Annotated in this window: 21 protein-coding genes and 1 riboswitch; of the genes, 3 read left to right on the top strand and 18 right to left on the bottom strand. The window is 45.9% G+C overall.

Going from position 1 to position 16,213, the window contains the following annotated elements; genetic code table 11:
• Positions 1-16: 16 nt before the first annotated feature.
• From resB to Y79_RS0119275, 9 genes are all read right to left on the bottom strand, one after another.
• Entirely contained in the window at positions 17-1,645 is a 1,629-nt protein-coding gene (gene resB, locus Y79_RS0119235; RefSeq protein WP_016939134.1) for a cytochrome c biogenesis protein ResB, read from the bottom strand.
• Positions 1,642-2,181 (bottom strand): thiol-disulfide oxidoreductase ResA, encoded by a 540-nt coding sequence (resA, locus tag Y79_RS0119240; RefSeq protein ID WP_016939135.1) that lies wholly within the window; start codon positions 2,179-2,181, stop codon positions 1,642-1,644. The genes resB and resA overlap by 4 nt, the downstream gene beginning before the upstream one ends.
• An 84-nt stretch (positions 2,182-2,265) precedes the next feature.
• Positions 2,266-3,000, bottom strand: coding sequence for a 23S rRNA pseudouridine(2605) synthase RluB (gene rluB / locus Y79_RS0119245; protein ID WP_016939136.1), 735 nt, complete (start codon positions 2,998-3,000; stop codon positions 2,266-2,268).
• A 92-nt stretch (positions 3,001-3,092) separates the two neighbouring features.
• Positions 3,093-3,629, bottom strand: coding sequence for a spore maturation protein SpmB (gene spmB / locus Y79_RS0119250; protein WP_003153387.1), 537 nt, complete (start codon positions 3,627-3,629; stop codon positions 3,093-3,095).
• 4 nt (positions 3,630-3,633) lie between these two features.
• Positions 3,634-4,224, bottom strand: a complete 591-nt coding sequence (locus Y79_RS0119255) for a nucleoside recognition domain-containing protein (protein ID WP_003153385.1) — start codon at positions 4,222-4,224, stop codon at positions 3,634-3,636.
• Positions 4,212-5,363 carry a D-alanyl-D-alanine carboxypeptidase family protein gene (locus tag Y79_RS0119260; RefSeq protein WP_016939137.1) on the bottom strand — a complete coding sequence of 384 codons (1,152 nt, stop codon included), beginning with the start codon at positions 5,361-5,363 and terminating at the stop codon, positions 4,212-4,214. Before Y79_RS0119260 ends, Y79_RS0119255 begins: the two co-directional genes overlap by 13 nt.
• Before the next feature lie 113 nt (positions 5,364-5,476).
• Positions 5,477-5,962 (bottom strand): DUF3907 family protein, encoded by a 486-nt coding sequence (locus tag Y79_RS0119265; RefSeq protein WP_016939138.1) that lies wholly within the window; start codon positions 5,960-5,962, stop codon positions 5,477-5,479.
• Positions 5,963-6,052: 90 nt separating this feature from the next.
• Positions 6,053-6,646, bottom strand: a complete 594-nt coding sequence (scpB, locus tag Y79_RS0119270) for an SMC-Scp complex subunit ScpB (RefSeq protein WP_016939139.1) — start codon at positions 6,644-6,646, stop codon at positions 6,053-6,055.
• Positions 6,636-7,391, bottom strand: a complete 756-nt coding sequence (locus Y79_RS0119275) for a segregation/condensation protein A (protein WP_016939140.1) — start codon at positions 7,389-7,391, stop codon at positions 6,636-6,638. The genes scpB and Y79_RS0119275 overlap by 11 nt, the downstream gene beginning before the upstream one ends.
• A gap of 208 nt (positions 7,392-7,599) precedes the next feature.
• Between Y79_RS0119275 and Y79_RS1000000121095 the strand changes: the two genes are divergently transcribed.
• Together Y79_RS1000000121095 and Y79_RS0119285 are read left to right on the top strand one after the other, a co-directional pair.
• Entirely contained in the window at positions 7,600-7,689 is a 90-nt protein-coding gene (locus Y79_RS1000000121095; protein WP_016939141.1) for a YjcZ family sporulation protein, read from the top strand.
• Between the two features lie 86 nt (positions 7,690-7,775).
• On the top strand, positions 7,776-8,297 hold the full coding sequence (locus Y79_RS0119285; protein ID WP_016939142.1) for a DUF309 domain-containing protein: 522 nt from the start codon (positions 7,776-7,778) through the stop codon (positions 8,295-8,297).
• 65 nt (positions 8,298-8,362) lie between these two features.
• Here Y79_RS0119285 and ribT read toward each other — a convergent pair whose 3' ends face one another.
• The 9 genes from ribT to Y79_RS0119330 form a co-directional block, all read right to left on the bottom strand.
• Positions 8,363-8,737, bottom strand: coding sequence for a GNAT family N-acetyltransferase RibT (ribT, locus tag Y79_RS0119290; RefSeq protein ID WP_003153373.1), 375 nt, complete (start codon positions 8,735-8,737; stop codon positions 8,363-8,365).
• Between the two features lie 116 nt (positions 8,738-8,853).
• On the bottom strand, positions 8,854-9,318 hold the full coding sequence (ribH, locus tag Y79_RS0119295) for a 6,7-dimethyl-8-ribityllumazine synthase (protein WP_003153372.1): 465 nt from the start codon (positions 9,316-9,318) through the stop codon (positions 8,854-8,856).
• A gap of 31 nt (positions 9,319-9,349) precedes the next feature.
• Positions 9,350-10,546 (bottom strand): bifunctional 3,4-dihydroxy-2-butanone-4-phosphate synthase/GTP cyclohydrolase II, encoded by a 1,197-nt coding sequence (locus tag Y79_RS0119300; protein WP_016939143.1) that lies wholly within the window; start codon positions 10,544-10,546, stop codon positions 9,350-9,352.
• 14 nt (positions 10,547-10,560) lie between these two features.
• Entirely contained in the window at positions 10,561-11,208 is a 648-nt protein-coding gene (ribE, locus tag Y79_RS0119305) for a riboflavin synthase (protein WP_016939144.1), read from the bottom strand.
• Entirely contained in the window at positions 11,189-12,304 is a 1,116-nt protein-coding gene (ribD, locus tag Y79_RS0119310) for a bifunctional diaminohydroxyphosphoribosylaminopyrimidine deaminase/5-amino-6-(5-phosphoribosylamino)uracil reductase RibD (RefSeq protein ID WP_016939145.1), read from the bottom strand. Before ribD ends, ribE begins: the two co-directional genes overlap by 20 nt.
• A 130-nt stretch (positions 12,305-12,434) precedes the next feature.
• Positions 12,435-12,581, bottom strand: a riboswitch (FMN riboswitch).
• 120 nt (positions 12,582-12,701) lie between these two features.
• Positions 12,702-13,046, bottom strand: coding sequence for a hypothetical protein (locus tag Y79_RS0119315; RefSeq protein WP_016939146.1), 345 nt, complete (start codon positions 13,044-13,046; stop codon positions 12,702-12,704).
• Positions 13,047-13,291: 245 nt separating this feature from the next.
• Positions 13,292-13,867: a signal peptidase I gene (lepB, locus tag Y79_RS0119320; RefSeq protein ID WP_032864909.1), complete on the bottom strand. Its 576-nt coding sequence runs from the start codon at positions 13,865-13,867 to the stop codon at positions 13,292-13,294.
• A gap of 80 nt (positions 13,868-13,947) precedes the next feature.
• Positions 13,948-14,439: a CcdC protein domain-containing protein gene (locus Y79_RS0119325; protein WP_016939148.1), complete on the bottom strand. Its 492-nt coding sequence runs from the start codon at positions 14,437-14,439 to the stop codon at positions 13,948-13,950.
• A gap of 150 nt (positions 14,440-14,589) precedes the next feature.
• On the bottom strand, positions 14,590-15,021 hold the full coding sequence (locus Y79_RS0119330) for a peptidylprolyl isomerase (protein WP_029575380.1): 432 nt from the start codon (positions 15,019-15,021) through the stop codon (positions 14,590-14,592).
• A gap of 283 nt (positions 15,022-15,304) precedes the next feature.
• Here Y79_RS0119330 and Y79_RS0119340 point away from each other — a divergent pair, with 283 nt between their 5' ends.
• Positions 15,305-16,207: a DUF1002 domain-containing protein gene (locus Y79_RS0119340; RefSeq protein WP_016939151.1), complete on the top strand. Its 903-nt coding sequence runs from the start codon at positions 15,305-15,307 to the stop codon at positions 16,205-16,207.
• Positions 16,208-16,213 lie beyond the last annotated feature (6 nt).

Here is a 16,213-nt window from a genome sequence, read left to right on the forward strand (position 1 = left end):
CACCACTCCTTTTTCATTAGGCCTGATTTTTGACCAGTTCTTTTTGATCGGCCGGTTCTTTAATCTCCGTCCCGCTAAGAACATATCCGATATCCTTTTTCAAACCGAACCAGTTTTTGTTCGTATGTCCTGCCACAAGCACTTCGCTGTCACCGGTTTTGATCCAGATCCTTCTGTGCTGCCAGTACATCCCTTGAATGACACCGATCATAAAGATCGCGCCCCCGACGGCAAGCACCCATAAGGTTAAATCTTTTCTGACGGTGAGACCTGTAATGTTTTTCGTTTCCACATGGTCGAATTTTAATTTGTACTTGTTATTTGCGGAACCTTCAACAGTCTGCTGAATCGCAACAAAGCTTTTCTCCCCTTTCGGCTTGTCAGGAGCCGTGACTTTAAAGACGAAAGCCGGATTGTTTGGGACCTTTGTTTTCGTGCTCGGTTCTCCGTCCTTATTAAAATAAAAATCGGGAAGATAACTGGCGATCTGCACTTTGTAACCGTTACCAAGATCATAGTCCGTGTCAGGATCAAGAAGATTGATCTTCAGTTTGCCGAATGACCGTTTTGTTTTTTGGTCGATCAGCTGGAATACCATCTGATCGAGCTGGTTTTCTTTATAGTCCACCTGATACACAGAATAGGAGTCAAACCGCAGCGGTTCATTGACGCGGATATCGTTTTCTTTGACTCTTTTAAGCTTTGGCTTTTCACCGAATACGATGTCGCCCTCCCTCTTGTACAAAACCGCATCCGTTGTGAAGGATTTTGCGACTTTGCCGTTTCCGGCTCTGTCAATGGCATCGGCGAATACTTTTTTCTCAGTGTTTTTATTATACGTCTCCATGGTGAACCGGTTGTTTTTTAAGTAATATTGGCCGTCGGTGCCGGGAATCTGGGCGGTTTCGCCTTCACGGACCCAGAGTGTTTCATCGACGTACATACCGGGTACAAATCTCAGCATGGCTCCGATCAGAAAAATGATCAGGCCGATATGATTAACGTAGGGGCCCCACCTTGAAAAACGGCCCTTTTCTGCGAGAATACTTCCCTCTTGTTCCCGCACTCTATAATGCTTTTTTTTCAATCGTGTTCTGATGCCATCAGCCGTATCTCCGCTCAGCTCAGTTTCTGTCCGGCTGTATAGACGCTGCCGTCTTAAAAAGACCGGATTCCGCTGAACGCCTTGGTTTTTCAGCGCCCTGTACAACGGAATCACCCGATCCAGGCTGCAGATGACAAGTGATACGCCGATTGATGCGATCAAGAGCATATACCACCATGAACCGTACAGGTGATGAAACCCCAGCAGATAATACAATTGGCCGATTGTGCCGTACTGCTGTTCATAATATGTATCCGGCTGAGCGCCCGGCGGCAGATAAGCTTCTTGCGGAAAAACCGTGCCGAATGCCGACGCCGCCAGAGTAATGACAATCAGCCATATTCCGACTTTAACGGAAGAAAAGAAATTCCATACCTTATCTACAATTGTTTTGTTATATGTTTGCGAACGTCTTGCGCTGCCGTCGTACCGCATATCGGCAAGCGGCGACTGTTGATCATCAAGCGGCTTTCCGCATGACTCGCACAATACCGTCCCGGCTGGATTCACGTGTCCGCATTCACATTTAGCCTTTTTCATGAAGACGCCTCCGGCTTAATTAAATTCATATAGTCATGAACCATGCGTTCTGTCATCGTGCCGGTCACCACTTTCACGACTTTTCCGTCGGGATTGATCAAAAATGTCGTCGGGATAGGCGAAACGCTGTACGCGTCCAGCACTTGCCGGTCAGTATCAAGCGCAACAGGGAAATTGACGCCGTATGTTTTCATAAAATTATGTACTGCAATTTTTGATTCGCCGACATTTACCGCAATCACCTCGACACCGAGGTCTTTAAAATGCTTGTATTGATTCTCCATATAGGGAAATTCCTGCTTGCACGGCTCGCACCACGTTCCCCAGAAATTCAGAAAAACACCTTTTCCTTTTAACTGACTCAGTTCTATGAGTCTGCCCTCTGTATCTTTCAGCGCGAAATTCGGGGCTTTGGACCCCTCAGATATACGCTCGCCGTTTGAGTAAACAGCATTATAGACGGTATATCCGAGCGCGCAGAGTAAGATGAGAAGGATGCCGGTCCGAATGAATAAACGCCGCCGTTTTTTGTTCATTGTACACTGCTCCCCTCCCCTGCCTGCAAATCCATTCAATTATATCATCTTCGCGTTTTGTAATTTTTGAAGGTTATGTGAAAATTAGAAAGCGTTTTTACCGTGTTCAGCTAAAGCCCGCAGCCTTTTCACCTCATGCGGCGTCAATTCTCTTGCGTCTCCTGTGTGAAGGCCTCTTAAATCTAAAAAGGCGTATTCTTCACGTTTGAGCTTCAGCACGTCATGACCGATCGCCTCAAACATGCGGCGGACCTGTCTGTTCCGTCCTTCATGAATTGTCAGCTGAATAATGCTCGTCTGCTTTCTTTTGTCCAGAGAAAGCATTTTCGCTCTGGCCGGCGCTGTCTTGCCTTCTTCAAGCTGAATGCCGCGCTCAAGCTTCCGCAGAAGTTCCTTGGAAGGAATCCCCTTCACTTTGGCGACGTACGTCTTATCAATTTCGTATTTCGGGTGCATGAGTTTGTTGGCAAACTCGCCGTCATTTGTCAGTAATAAAAGACCGCTCGTATCATAATCAAGTCTTCCGATCGGATAAATACGCTGCGGCACTTCTTTGAAAAAATCGGTTACCACTTTCCGCCCTTTATCGTCATCAGAAGCTGAGATCACTCCTCTCGGTTTATAAAGCAGGAAGTACACGGGTTCTTCCCGCTCCACCTTTAATCCGTTTACTTCAATCTGATCAGAACCGGTTACTTTTACGCCGAGCTCTGTTATTACTTTTCCATTCACCTTTACTTTTCCTTCTTTTATCAGCTCTTCTGCCTTTCTGCGTGATGCCACGCCGGCATGAGCAATAACTTTTTGCAGTCTTTCCATGTCGTTCACCTCAAGTATAATCTTACTTTTTTCCCCTTGAACAAACAAGCTTTTTCAAGGAGCATTATTCTGATATATAAAAAGCGCCTCAATCAGGCGCTTCCAAATAATAACGTAACTATGATGATTGATGCAACCACCCCGATCAAATCAGCAAGAAGACCAACCTTTAAAGCATCCCCCATTTTTTTGATGCCGACCGCCCCGAAATACACAGTCAGGACATACAGCGTCGTGTCAGTCGATCCCTGCATGACCGAGGCCAGTCTGCCGATAAATGAATCAGGCCCGTACACGGCGATCAAATCCGTCGTCATGCCGAGCGCCGCCGTACCCGAAATCGGACGGATCAGAGCAAGCGGTACGACCTCTGCGGGAATGCCGAGCGCCGTAAAGAAAGGCTTGCAGAGCCCCATGACAAAATCAAGCGCGCCCGAGGCCCGGAATACGGTTATCGCCACAAGCATCCCGACCAAATACGGAATGATGGAAAACGCAATCTCAATTCCTTCTTTTCCGCCTTCAACGAATGATTCATAAGTCGGCACTTTTTTGATCGTGCCGTATATCAATATACCGGCGATAATAATCGGAATCATGGCTAAAGACAGCCAATTCACCATTTCCATTCGCTTACCTCCCTTTTCTTTTGCGGCGGTACCAGAAGTAGCGGTCAATGAAAATCGCGCCGATACCCGAAATTAAAGTCGCTAAGATGGTCGGTCCGACGATATCGGTCGGTGATTTCGCCGAATAAGCCATGCGGACGGCAATGACGGTTGTCGGTATCAATGTAATGCTCGAAGTATTTACCGCCAAAAAGGTAATCATGGAACGGCTGGCCTCAGACTTGCCTCCGTTCAGCTTTTTCATCTGCTCCATGGCTTTAATGCCGAGGGGCGTCGCCGCGTTTCCCAACCCGAAAAAGTTTGCCATGAGATTTGATAAGATGTATCCCATTGCCGGATGATCAGGGGGGATATCAGGAAACAGCTTAGAAATAAACGGACGGCACATTCTGCTGAATATATCCAAAAGGCCGGACTGCTCGGCTATTTTCATCAGGCCGAGCCAGAACACGAGGACGCTCATTAATCCGAACGAGATCGTAACCGCTTCTTTCGCTCCTTTAAAAACCGCTTCATTCACATCCTGCAAGGTTCCGTTAAACATCGCAAAGACCAGTCCGATTACCGTCAGACAGACCCAGATTAAATTGACCATGCTGAACCGCCCGCCGCGCTCATAAACAGGCTCGTAAACGTTTCAATGAAATGCTTTTTCGGTTTTTTAAGGTGCTCGTTTTCATAATAGACGGGGACCTTGGCGATCACTTTCCCATCATGCATAACAGTCATCCGGCCGACGACATCGGGAATGAGAGAAGCATCCTTTTTCCAGGCTTTTTTCGGTTTTATTAAGGTTGTGCTGATTTTCACATCATCGATCTCATCCTCTTTTAACAAATACTTGACATCCCGGGAAATAAAAGCGTGTTTTCCGTAAAACGTCTTTTTCAGCTTCGGGATGCCGCCTTTTTTGGCGACGATATAGGTTTTATAGTGCTCAAAGACATAATTAAACATATTCATATGGTCATCCCAGTCATCCGGATCATTTATGGTGACTGCGATAAGATCCGTTCCGTCTTTTGAAGCCGTCGAAACGAGTGTCCGTTTCGCGATTTTTGTGTAACCCGTTTTTCCGCCTGTGCTGTAACGATAAAGCCCTGTCAGAAGCTTGTTTTTATTTTTCCATACCCGGTCCATCGTTTCCGCTTTATACACTTTGGTGCCCGAAACAGTCCGGTATTCCTTGATCTTCATCGCGTATTTAGTCAAAAGGGCCATATCATACGCCGTTGAATATAAATTTTCATGGTCGTCCAGCCCGTGGGGGTTTTGAAATTTTGTATTTTTCATTCCGATTTGCTCGGCTTTTTGGTTCATCATAAATACAAAACCGTCAAGACTTCCGCCGACATATTCAGCAATGGCCGCAGCGGCGTCATTTCCCGACCTCAGCATAAGCCCGTAAACGAGATCTTTCAGTTTCACTTTTTGTCCCGGCTGAAGATAAATGGCTGAGCCTTCCGTTTTTACGGCATTCGGCGAAACCGTCACCATCTCTTCCATCTTCCCTGATTCAATCGCCAGCACCGCCGTCATGATTTTCGTAATGCTCGCGATCCGCCGCTTATGGTGTTCGTCCTTAGCAAACAACACCCTGCCTGATGCACCGTCGATAATAATTGCGCTTTTTGCGCTGACATGTATTTGGGCATGTGCCGTATTTCCGTCTGTAATGGAAAACAAAATAACAAAAGTCAAAAGAAATACGGCAGCTTTTTTGAGAAAGCGCATGAATGCTCACGTCCTTGTTGTGGGTTTGTACAAGTTTATGCGCATGTCCATGACTTATGAATACCAATTGCATCTCTTTTACGTAAAAAAACTCTCCCTTTTGGGAGAGTTTTTTATCTGGATGATACCATATTCGAGCCTGATGCTTCATATTGCGCCAATTCTTCACGCATGCGCAGAAACTCACTGCTCAGTGAAAGCAGAAGGCTCCGCAGCGAATCGGGCACATGCTGATAAAATTCAATCGCACTTTGGCCTGTATAAGCGGCGCGGCTGTTTTCGTACCACGTATCCTTTTTCGGCATGAAAAATTCTTCCACGCACTGATGATACACTTTATACAGCGTTTTTTCCGCTCTCGCCTCATGAAACGGCTCCTGCATTAAGAGCCGGCGGCAGGCTTCCTGGGCGCCTTCGCAAAAGACCGTCATCCTTCTCAGCACACTGAGCACGTCGCGGCAGTATGCCTCATCCGCCTTTCCAGAAGCCTGCATTTCCGGTAATGTCGTATGATTTAAATAACTGTTGACCATCGTGACAACCTCGGCTAAAAATTCACCAGTTTCTTCAGTATGGGCCCTCACAATCGAATTTCCCATTTCCGTTCGTTTCCTTCCTCTCTTGTACTTCGTCAATTTGCGTTATTCATCAATGGCCTTTCCCTATTATCGTATGATGAAAAACCGTTATTATTTAATATCCTCAAAAGTTTGGTTGAAGTTTTCAAAGAATAAGTCGGCTTCCTCCTGGAGAACGTCTTCTTCCGCATTTTCAGGAAGAGGCGGAAGCTCGTCCAGTGTTTTCAAGCCGAATTGTTCAAGAAATACCGGGGTCGTGCCGTATAAAATCGCCCGGCCGGGACCGTCGGCGCGTCCCACCTCACACAGCAGCGCTTTTGACACGAGACTGTGCAGAATCCGCTCAGACTTCACGCCCCGGATATCTTCAATTTCCGCCCGTGTAATCGGCTGCTTGTATGAAACGATCGCCAGCACTTCTAAAGAAGCCTGTGACAGTCCCTTTGACGGCACCTCGATTAATTTTTTCAAATAAGGCACGAATTCTTTTTTCGTTGCAAGCATATACGTATCCGCATATTCGGTCAGCTCAATGCCCCTGCCGTCTTCCTTGTACTGGGCGGCCACTTCTTCCATGATTCCGGCCAGTTCCGCTTCTTCTATTTCAAGCACCGTCACCAATTGCTTTTTGGTCAGCCCTTCATCACCCGCCGCGTACAGCAGGGCCTCCACAATCGCTTTCCAATTCACGATATCAAGCGCCATGAATGGATTCACTCCCCGTAATGTATATATCTGAAAAGTTTTCTTCCTGTTCGATGATAATCTGCTGATTCTTCATCAGCTCCAGAACGGCTAAAAACGTCACGACGAGATGGTCTTTTTGCCGAGAAGGAAAAAGCTCCGTAAAGTTGATTCTTCTTCCCGCCGTCTTTAAGCTTTTTACGATTTCGTTCATTCTGTCTTCAATCGGTATTTCCTGTCTTGTAATGGTGGTTTCTTTCGGCCGCGAGATTTTTTTACGCTGAAGCACCTTTTGAAACGCACCGATCATGTCATAAACGGTCACCGACAGCCTCTGCTCCGTCTGTTTGATTTCTTTTGCATACTCACTTAAATCACTCGGCGGCTTTGTAAATGACTTTTGTCTTTCTTCTTCCCGCTCTTTTAAATCCTTCGCAGCGGTTTTATATTTTCTATACTCAATCAGCTTTTCAATCAGTTCGTCCCGAGGGTCTTCCTCTTCAAGCATTTCATCTTCAAACAGCTCTTCCTCTTGTTTTGGAAGCAGCATTCTGCTTTTAATGCTGAGAAGCGTCGCCGCCATGACCAGATATTCACTGGCGACATCAAGTTCAAGCACTTGCATTGTATGTACATATAATAAATATTGTTCAGTAATGGTTGCCACGGGTATGTCGTATATGTCGATTTCAAGACGGTTAATCAGATGAAGCAGCAGGTCCAATGGGCCTTCAAACGTATCAATTTTCACTTGATATTCTACCATTATCTCACCATTTTCAATATCACTCTCATTGCCGGAAAAACTGGCTACCCTTTAGTATAATCCACCGAAATGCTCTCGTCCAATACTTTTCTAATTGTGCTTCGTTATTTAGAAAATACTGAAAAAAGAAGGTATACGCCTATACCTTTAAAGGCGGATGCACATATGATAGCCGTGTAAACATGAAACAAAGGGAGGCTGATTTCAGATGGGCGGAGCTTGTTTCGGCGGAGGTTTTGCATTAATTGTCGTTCTGTTTATTTTGCTTATTGTCGTAGGGGCATCTTATATCTGCTAGTTCTTCACGTTTCAGACACCAAGCCGCTCTTTTTTTCCTTTTCATAACGCTGTGGTACACTGGTTTTAGCAAAAGGAGGAAGCGGCTTGTATCCAAAAGCTTATATCGGCTTTTTGGCCGAATTTCACGCATCAAGAGATTATTTTGAGTGTCATGAACTGTTAGAAGAATATTGGAAAGAAAGCCCGCCTGAGGAGCGGAGCATTCATTGGGTCGGCCTGATTCAGCTAGCCGTCGCTCTGTATCACCAGCGGAGGGGAAATGAAGCCGGGGCGAAACGGCTGATCGCCAACAGCTTACGCATTCTGAGGGCTGAAAAACAGGCTGTCAGCTCTCTCGGCCTCAGCCATCCAAAGCTGATAGAGCTGATAGAATCGCTGTCAGACGATATAAAAGCCGGCCGGCCGTACAAAAGTATTATGCTGCCGATTACAGATGACACTCTGAAAGAAGCGTGTCTTGCCGAATGCCGCCGCAAAGGCTATACATGGGGGCAGGCCGGCGTATCAGATACCTTTCTTATTCATAAACACCGCCTGCGGGACAGGACGGATGTCATTAAGGAACGCGAACGGGAAATGGAGAGAAGAAAAAAAAGCAGAGGCTGACGGACAGCCCTGCTTTTTCTGCATAAAAACAGCTCCCGAAACCGTGAAGATTCCGGGAGCATTTGTCAGTTATTATATGAAATATCCTGATCTTTTTGATGTTGACAGCGTTCAAAAAAGCTTTGCGTTAATTCATTCGGAACGAGTGCCTCCGTTTTGAACAGACGTTTTAAGGCGTCCATCATTTGCTTTCCGATTCCTTGATGGCGGTGAGAAGGATTCACGCTGATATGGCGGATTTCAACCTCTGAGTCTTTTTTTTCAACTCCGATCGCTCCGACGATATCTTCATCCTCTTTCCAAAGAAAGAGCTGGCGGCCAGTATCCGTTTCATAGTCCTTTATTGTCTGCTGAAGCTGCTTGAGATCTTTTTCATTCGGCATAAATGACAGAAGACCCATTGCAATCTTTTCAAACGATTTTTTATAACGAATTAACATAAAAACCCCTCTATATCCAAAATGTCCATTCATGTCCTAGCAAACGGATGAATAAAGGCGATCCGTTTCCTCACATTATATCATTTTCGCCGCTGTTTTAAACGCTTTTCAACAAATTATTCAAATGAACGGTTTAGATTCGCCATTTCAATGGCGGATACTGCGCAATCCGCTCCCTTATTTCCGGCTTTTGTTCCTGCGCGTTCGATCGCCTGCTCAATGGTTTCAGTCGTTACGATACCGAAGATAACCGGGACGCCCGTCGCCGTGCCCGCTTGAGCGATGCCTTTTGCCGCTTCGTTGCAGACATAGTCATAATGCGTTGTCGCTCCTCTGATCACCGTGCCGAGTGTAATAACGGCATCGTATTTTTTCGTTTCCGCCATTTTTTTTGCCGCAAACGGGATTTCAAACGCTCCCGGCACCCAAGCAACGTCAATGTCATTTGATTCTACACCGTGGCGAAGCAATGTATCTTCCGCTCCGCTTAACAGCTTGCTCGTAATAAATTCATTAAATCTGCCGACGACGATTCCGATTTTAAGTCCTGTTCCTACTAAGTTACCTTGTATGATATTCATATGTTATCCATCCTTTTTTGTGAGATTTGTTTTAGAAATGAAGCAAGTGTCCGAGTTTGTTCATTTTGGTTTGTAAATAATTCCTGTTATGCTCACCCGCCTCCATTTGAAGCGGCACCCGTTCTGAAATGCTCAGTCCGTATCCTTCAAGGCCGGCGATTTTCCGGGGGTTATTGGTTAAAAGTTTCATATGCTGAACCCCCAAATCGCGGAGAATCTGGGCGCCGATCCCGTAGTTGCGCAGGTCAGGCAGAAAGCCGAGCGCTTCGTTCGCTTCAACCGTGTCATACCCCTCTTCCTGCAATCGATACGCTTTCAGCTTATTGATTAAACCGATTCCTCTTCCTTCCTGACGCAAATACAATAAGACGCCTCGGCCTTCTTCGGCAATTTGCGCAAGCGCGGCATGTAGCTGAGGCCCGCAATCACAGCGGTGGGATGCAAACACATCGCCCGTCAGGCATTCTGAGTGCACTCTGACAAGAACGGGTTCGCTGCTAAACGGGACATCACCCATAACAAAGGCGAGGTGTTCTTTTCCGTCAACCTCGTTTGTATATCCGTAAACCCGGAACGTGCCGAAGTCAGTCGGCAGCGTAATGTCAACTTCTCGGTTCACAAGTGTCGTAATGTTGTAACGGTATTCTATTAAGTCTTTTATCGTAATCATTTTCAGTCGGTGGCGTTTGGCGATTTCTGATAACTCCGGCACTCTGGCCATTGTGCCGTCTTCATTCATAATTTCACAAATGACGCCCGCTCCTTGAGAGCCGCATGCTTTTGCAAGGTCAACGGCTGCTTCCGTGTGGCCCGCCCGCTTCAGGACGCCTCCTTTTTTTGCGATTAAGGGAAAAATGTGGCCCGGACGCTGAAAATCATCAGACACAGATTCCTCGTTCAACAGCGCCTGAATCGTAAAAGAACGTTCTTGAGCGCTGATTCCTGTTTTTGTCAGTCTGTGGTCAATGCTGACCGTAAACGCGGTTTCGTGTGAGTCCGTATTATGATCGACCATCGGGTGAAGATCCAGCCGGGCGGCAATATCTTCAGAAAGCGGCGTGCAGATCAGGCCCCTCCCATGGGTCGCCATAAAATTGACCACTTCAGGTGTGGCATGCTCAGCGAGCGCTACGAAATCTCCTTCATTTTCTCTGTCTTCATCATCGACAACGATGATGACTTCACCTTTTTTCAGCGCCTCTAACGCCTCTTCTATTGGATGAAACATATTGATCTTCCTTTCTAAAAGCCGTTCTCGCTTAAAAAAGCTTCTGTGATCGTTTGATTGCTTTTCGTTTGTTCCGTTTTGTGCAAAAAGCGGTATAAGTATTTGCCGATCATGTCACACTCAATATTTACGGTCGAGCCGACTGTTTTCGTCTGAAAAATCGTTTCTGAGATGGTATGCGGAATAACAGATACCGTCACGATTTCGTCTGATAAACCGAAAATCGTCAGGCTCACCCCGTCTACCGTAATTGAACCTTTCAAGACGAGCGTTTTCGTCAATTCAGGCGAAAGTTTCAGATCGTAATAAACCGCGTTGCTTTTTTTCTCGATCCGGGTAATTTCCGCCGTTCCGTCCACATGCCCGGATACAAAGTGGCCGCCGAAGCGTCCGTTGGCGGACATCGCTCTTTCCAGATTGACTTTGCTGCCTTTTGACAAGCCGTTCAGCGAAGTGGCTTTTACGGTTTCCGGCATGACATCAACCGTAAATTGATTATCAGAAAATCCGGTTACGGTCAGGCAGATGCCGTTTACCGCGATGCTGTCGCCAAGTTTCACATCGCTTGTCACTTTTGAAGCGGCAATGGTTAATGCCATGGAAAGGCCTGTCTTTTTGATTGCTTGGATCGTGCCTGTTTCTTCAACGATTCCTGTAAACATCGTCACCATCCTTTCCGTCTTTAGGTATGGCCGTCAATTTTATATCCGGCCCGATTTGGGTGATTTGTGTGAATTGTAAATGGGGGACATCTTTCATTGATTGAAAACCTTCACCGGAGATCAAGCTGGGAGCAAGCGTTCCTCCGATTAATTTAGGGGCGAAATAGAAATGAAGCTCCTCGAAACAGCCTTCCTTGACAAAACTTCCGTGTACGGATGCGCCGCCTTCCACATAAACGGACATTATGCCGTTTTCAGCGAGAATGCTGAGCACCTCAGGAATGTGAATGCGGTCTGTTTCAAGCGAAAAGACTTTTATTCCGAGTGCGGTCAGCCGCTCTTTCTTTTGCACGTCAACGTCTTTGGCCGTAAATATCCATGTCGGCGCGGCGCCGTCAGTGACCACATTTGCCGTTTCCGGAATGGTCAGCTTTGTATCGAGAATGACTCTGACCGGCTGCTTGACCGCATCGGGGAGCCTGCAAGTCAGACTCGGATTATCGGCTTTGACTGTGCCTGCTCCGACAAGAATGCTTTGATGCGATTTCCTGTATTGCTGGGCATCAAGCCTTGCCGCCTCTGAAGTAATCCATTTGCTGTCACCGGTTTCAGTCGCTGTTTTCCCGTCAAGGCTTGCGGCCGCTTTCAAGGTGACATACGGAAGTCCGGTCCTCATGAAGTGAAGAAACATTTTATTCAGCTCTTCTGCCTGCTGCCTGAGAATTCCCGTTTTCACTTCGATGCCCGCTGCTTCCAGCATTCTGATGCCTTTTCCGGCGACTAGCGGATTTGGATCCGTCATAGCGACAAATACCCTTTTTATCCCCGACTTTATCATCAGTTCGGCGCATGGCGGTGTTTTTCCGTAATGGCTGCAAGGCTCCAGCGTCACATACATATCTGCGTCTTTTGCGTGACTGCCTGCCATATTGATCGCGTGCACTTCCGCATGGGCTTCTCCGTATTGTAAATGGGCGCCCATTCCGACGATCTGGCCGTTTTTGACGACGACAGCACCGACAAGGGGATTGGACTGCGTCTGCCCTTCACCGCGTCTGGCAAGCTCTATTGCCGTATTCATATAATATTCTTCCATCGTTATCCCTCCCTTCTTCCACGCAATTTGGCGTCAAAAAAGCCCCGAATGTTTACACAGTTCGGGGCTTTGCCAGTTTTAATCCATAGGAAATAAGACTATACAGTAAGATTATTTTTGCATAGCTTCTCTCATCCTTCTCCCATCCAGACTTTCACTGTCGGCTTCAGCTTTTCACTGAATCCACCGTATACAGATGCATACGGGTCACGGGCTGTAAAGCGCAAAACGCCTTATTACCGCCGGTCGGGATTTTCACCCAGCCCCGAAGGATACAATCAATATTTTTTTGTCCTTATCCGCTATTATAACATCCTTTGCGGCAGGCGCAATGAATTTGCACCTGCTTTTTCAGAAAAAATAAAAAGCGCCCCTTTCCCAAAAAAGGCGCCTTTACTTATTCGTTTACTTTAACAACCTTCAATAAGCCGTCAATCCGGTTTGATTTGCTGAAATACGCTTTAATCTTATCTCCTTTTTTCACATCGGAGAGATCCTGCTTCAGCTTGTCGCCGTTAAAAATGATTTTTGTGCCGTTTGCTGCCGTGCCGTGGTATTCGGTTCCTTCTATTTTCGTAATTTTATATGTTTTCACTGTATATTCTTCTTTTTCCTGAGACAGGGTTTGTCCGATAGCCGTCGGCACGTCTTTCAGCTCAATATCGTTTATGACCATAAAACCGCCCGCCAATAACAGCAGCAGTACAAGTAAAATGGCTGCTTTTGTTTTAATTCTTCCCATTTTTCTACCTCCAGCCGTATCAATCTATTCATTACTATGTCATATTCCTTTTTTTCATGAATAGAAAACCGTTCTTCCCTGCGTGAGTTATTCATATAACGTTTCGTCAAGGGAAGATGTTTCATGTATCTGTAAAACTTTCTATCTATTAAATAGATATACGAATTTATGTTCTGTTTTTGTGGGTGGGGAGATTAATTTATATAAAAAAAGCAGTTTTCTCATAAAGAAAACTGCCGTACGGTTTATTTCGTCTTGCGGATTTCGTTAAACGGGAAGAAGACGAATTTTGATGTGCCCGCGATTTGTTTTTTCGTAAAAAGACCGAGGCCGTTGCGGCTGTCCATAGATTCTCTGCGGTTATCACCCATGACGAAATATTTGTCGTCCGGCACTTTCACCGGGCCGAAGTCTTCCGTCAGCCGGTCATAGCCGCCTTGCTTCGCTTTTTTCTTGTTTGCCGCTAAATACGGTTCGGACACTTTTTTGCCGTTGATGTACAGCTGGTCGTTTTTCATTTGCACCGTGTCGCCGGGAAGTCCGATAATCCGTTTGACATAATGTTCATTTTCTCCGTTCAGAACGACGATCTGTCCGCGTTTGAAGTCGCTTATGTATTTGACCGTCATATTGACAAAGATTCTCTCGCGGTCATGCAGCGTCGGTTCCATTGATCTTCCGTCAACGAGATAAGGAGCAAATAAAAAGTTGCGGATGAGCAATGCGAGAACGACAGCGATGATAATGGCTTTCGCCCAATCAAGTACGGCGCTTTTTTTAGAAGTTTTTTCTTTTTCTGATTTCAAGTGATTTCCTCCCATTAGCCATGGTCGTTTTTATTTTACCATGAATCCCCGCACAGAGGGCAAATAAGCCCCGCACCTCATCCGTTTTTTTCATTTTATAAGCCGGATCTGCTGATTTTACGGTATTTTACGAAGCTTCCGATCCGCCAAATGCACAAATACACAAAAGCAAGCTCCATTGTTAAAACGGCAAATTCCGTCGCGTCAATGTTTTTGAAATATTGACTGAGTACGATACGGATCGCAATAATCGCGATAATGACATATTTAAAGTTTTTATTCCGCTTAGAGTACACAAAGCCATCTTCCCGGATTTCATATGCGGTTTGCGACAGCATGATGAAGCCAAATACTGCGCCTAACAGCCCGGCGATGGCGAGCTCCCAAACAGCGGGAAGATGAAACGGCTTTCCGGGGATATTCATGAGCTGGCTGATGCTCAATGAAAAAATGACGGCGATAATCAAAAGCGGGAGAATGATGCCGAAGCCGCCGCCTTTAATCGGCCTGTTTCCTTTTTTCAGCCTGAACCAAAAAATAAGTGCGATAATGATAATGACAAATAAAACGGTTGCCAATTGAACCAACGTTTTTACCTCTTTTCATTCTTGTAATCGGTCTTTTACACTATACCAGAGTGACTGCCGAAGTTCATATATGTATTTTTTCATGATTTACACATGAGAATTTTCATATACATAAAAAAACCCGCCTCCAAAAGGCGGGTTTTTCCGTCATTAACCTTCTACACGGACTTCTTTCATTTTGTCTCCGTTAGACATGTTTTTCGCGTGCTCTAAACCGCTTGTCACTTTTCCGAATACAGTATGAACGCCGTTTAAATGCGACTGCGGCTCATGTACGATGAAGAATTGGCTTGAACCCGTGTCTTTACCGGCATGCGCCATTGATAAAGAACCGGCTTCGTGCTTATGCGGATTGCCTTCTGTTTCACATTTGATCGTTTTTCCGCTTCCGCCCATGCCTGTCCCAGTCGGATCTCCGCCTTGGCTGACAAAGCCCGGAATCACGCGGTGGAAAATAACGCCGTCGTAGAAGCCTGTATTCGCCAGGTTTTCAAAGTTAGCGACTGTGTTAGGCGCTTCATTCGGATAAAGTTCAAATTCGATTCTGCTGCCGTTCTCCATTTCGATGTAACCAGTTTTCATTCTCATTCCTACTTCCATATGTTTTTTGTCAAAGCCTTCTTCAATATGAATTTCAATTGTAAGCCGGCTTTCTTTTTGATATTCTTTTGAAGGAAGATGCGTCTGCTCTTCTTTTCGCGGCTATTATACCACACCTTCAGCCGGAAAACGAATCTCCCCGCTTCCAAAGAAAGAAAATGAAACCAGAACAGCTTCACAGCCGTCTATGTAACGGAACTGCTTCACGCAGTCCCTCACAAACCGCTTCAAAACGGCATTTGTGAAAAGAAGGAGGTTAACCGCTTTGAAAAAAATGTGGATTGGATTGCTGGCGGCGGCCGCAGTATTGTGCACAATACCGAAAATCAGCCTGGCCGATGCCGCAGTCGGAGATGTTATCGTCACACTGGGGGCAGATCTGTCAAACGCAGACCGTCAGAAAGTGCTTGACGAATTAAATGTCCCTGATAACGCGACAAAGGTGACGGTCACGAATAAAGAAGAACATGAATATCTGGGAAAATATATATCGAATGCCCAAATCGGCACAAGAGCCATTTCTTCATCATCCATCACGGTGGAAAAGAAAGGGTCCGGACTTGACGTCCAAACCCATAATATTGATTCCATTACGGATGAGATGTACTTAAACGCCCTGATGACAGCAGGCGTGAAAGATGCAAAAGTATACGTGACGGCGCCGTTTGAGGTATCAGGAACCGCCGCATTGACAGGAATCATTAAGGCGTATGAAGTGTCATCAGACAAAGCGATTTCAGAAGACGTAAAACAGGTCGCCAACCAAGAGCTTGTCACAACTTCAAATCTCGGGGAAAAAATCGGAGATAAAAACGCCTCCGCGCTTATCGCAAACATTAAAGACGATTTCGCGAAAAACGGTGTGCCCGATACAAAAGAAGGAATCGAGAAAAAAGTCGATGATGCGGCATCAAACCTTAACATTACACTGACTGACGCTCAAAAAGACCAGTTAGTTTCATTGTTTAATAAAATGAAAAATGCCAAGATTGATTGGGGCCAAGTCGGCAATCAGCTCGATAAGGCAAAAGACAAAATCACAAAATTCATTCAATCCGATGAAGGCAAAAGCTTTATCCAAAAAGTCATTGATTTCTTCGCTTCAATTTGGAATGCGATCGTGTCTGTATTTACAGGAGACAGCGGATCAACTTCTTCAAACAGCTGAGACAAA

Origin of the sequence: Bacillus siamensis KCTC 13613, assembly GCF_000262045.1 — a bacterium.
Lineage (GTDB): Bacteria > Bacillota > Bacilli > Bacillales > Bacillaceae > Bacillus > Bacillus siamensis.

What these genes read in the sequence shown, in the direction of transcription:
- Y79_RS0119300 (WP_016939143.1), bottom strand. Translation starts at nt 10,546, where the DNA reads ATGTTTCATCCAATAGAAGAGGCGTTAGAGGCGCTGAAAAAAGGTGAA.
- resB (WP_016939134.1), bottom strand. Translation starts at nt 1,645, where the DNA reads ATGAAAAAGGCTAAATGTGAATGCGGACACGTGAATCCAGCCGGGACG.
- rluB (WP_016939136.1), bottom strand. Translation starts at nt 3,000, where the DNA reads ATGGAAAGACTGCAAAAAGTTATTGCTCATGCCGGCGTGGCATCACGC.
- Y79_RS0119260 (WP_016939137.1), bottom strand. Translation starts at nt 5,363, where the DNA reads ATGCGCTTTCTCAAAAAAGCTGCCGTATTTCTTTTGACTTTTGTTATT.
- Y79_RS0119275 (WP_016939140.1), bottom strand. Translation starts at nt 7,391, where the DNA reads ATGGTAGAATATCAAGTGAAAATTGATACGTTTGAAGGCCCATTGGAC.
- scpB (WP_016939139.1), bottom strand. Translation starts at nt 6,646, where the DNA reads ATGGCGCTTGATATCGTGAATTGGAAAGCGATTGTGGAGGCCCTGCTG.
- ribD (WP_016939145.1), bottom strand. Translation starts at nt 12,304, where the DNA reads ATGGAAGAATATTATATGAATACGGCAATAGAGCTTGCCAGACGCGGT.
- ribE (WP_016939144.1), bottom strand. Translation starts at nt 11,208, where the DNA reads ATGTTTACAGGAATCGTTGAAGAAACAGGCACGATCCAAGCAATCAAA.
- Y79_RS0119330 (WP_029575380.1), bottom strand. Translation starts at nt 15,021, where the DNA reads ATGAAAACTGGTTACATCGAAATGGAGAACGGCAGCAGAATCGAATTT.
- Y79_RS1000000121095 (WP_016939141.1), top strand. Translation starts at nt 7,600, where the DNA reads ATGGGCGGAGCTTGTTTCGGCGGAGGTTTTGCATTAATTGTCGTTCTG.
- lepB (WP_032864909.1), bottom strand. Translation starts at nt 13,867, where the DNA reads ATGGGAGGAAATCACTTGAAATCAGAAAAAGAAAAAACTTCTAAAAAA.
- ribH (WP_003153372.1), bottom strand. Translation starts at nt 9,318, where the DNA reads ATGAATATCATACAAGGTAACTTAGTAGGAACAGGACTTAAAATCGGA.
- resA (WP_016939135.1), bottom strand. Translation starts at nt 2,181, where the DNA reads ATGAACAAAAAACGGCGGCGTTTATTCATTCGGACCGGCATCCTTCTC.
- Y79_RS0119265 (WP_016939138.1), bottom strand. Translation starts at nt 5,962, where the DNA reads ATGGGAAATTCGATTGTGAGGGCCCATACTGAAGAAACTGGTGAATTT.
- Y79_RS0119255 (WP_003153385.1), bottom strand. Translation starts at nt 4,224, where the DNA reads ATGGTCAATTTAATCTGGGTCTGTCTGACGGTAATCGGACTGGTCTTT.
- ribT (WP_003153373.1), bottom strand. Translation starts at nt 8,737, where the DNA reads ATGTTAATTCGTTATAAAAAATCGTTTGAAAAGATTGCAATGGGTCTT.
- spmB (WP_003153387.1), bottom strand. Translation starts at nt 3,629, where the DNA reads ATGGAAATGGTGAATTGGCTGTCTTTAGCCATGATTCCGATTATTATC.
- Y79_RS0119315 (WP_016939146.1), bottom strand. Translation starts at nt 13,046, where the DNA reads ATGGGAAGAATTAAAACAAAAGCAGCCATTTTACTTGTACTGCTGCTG.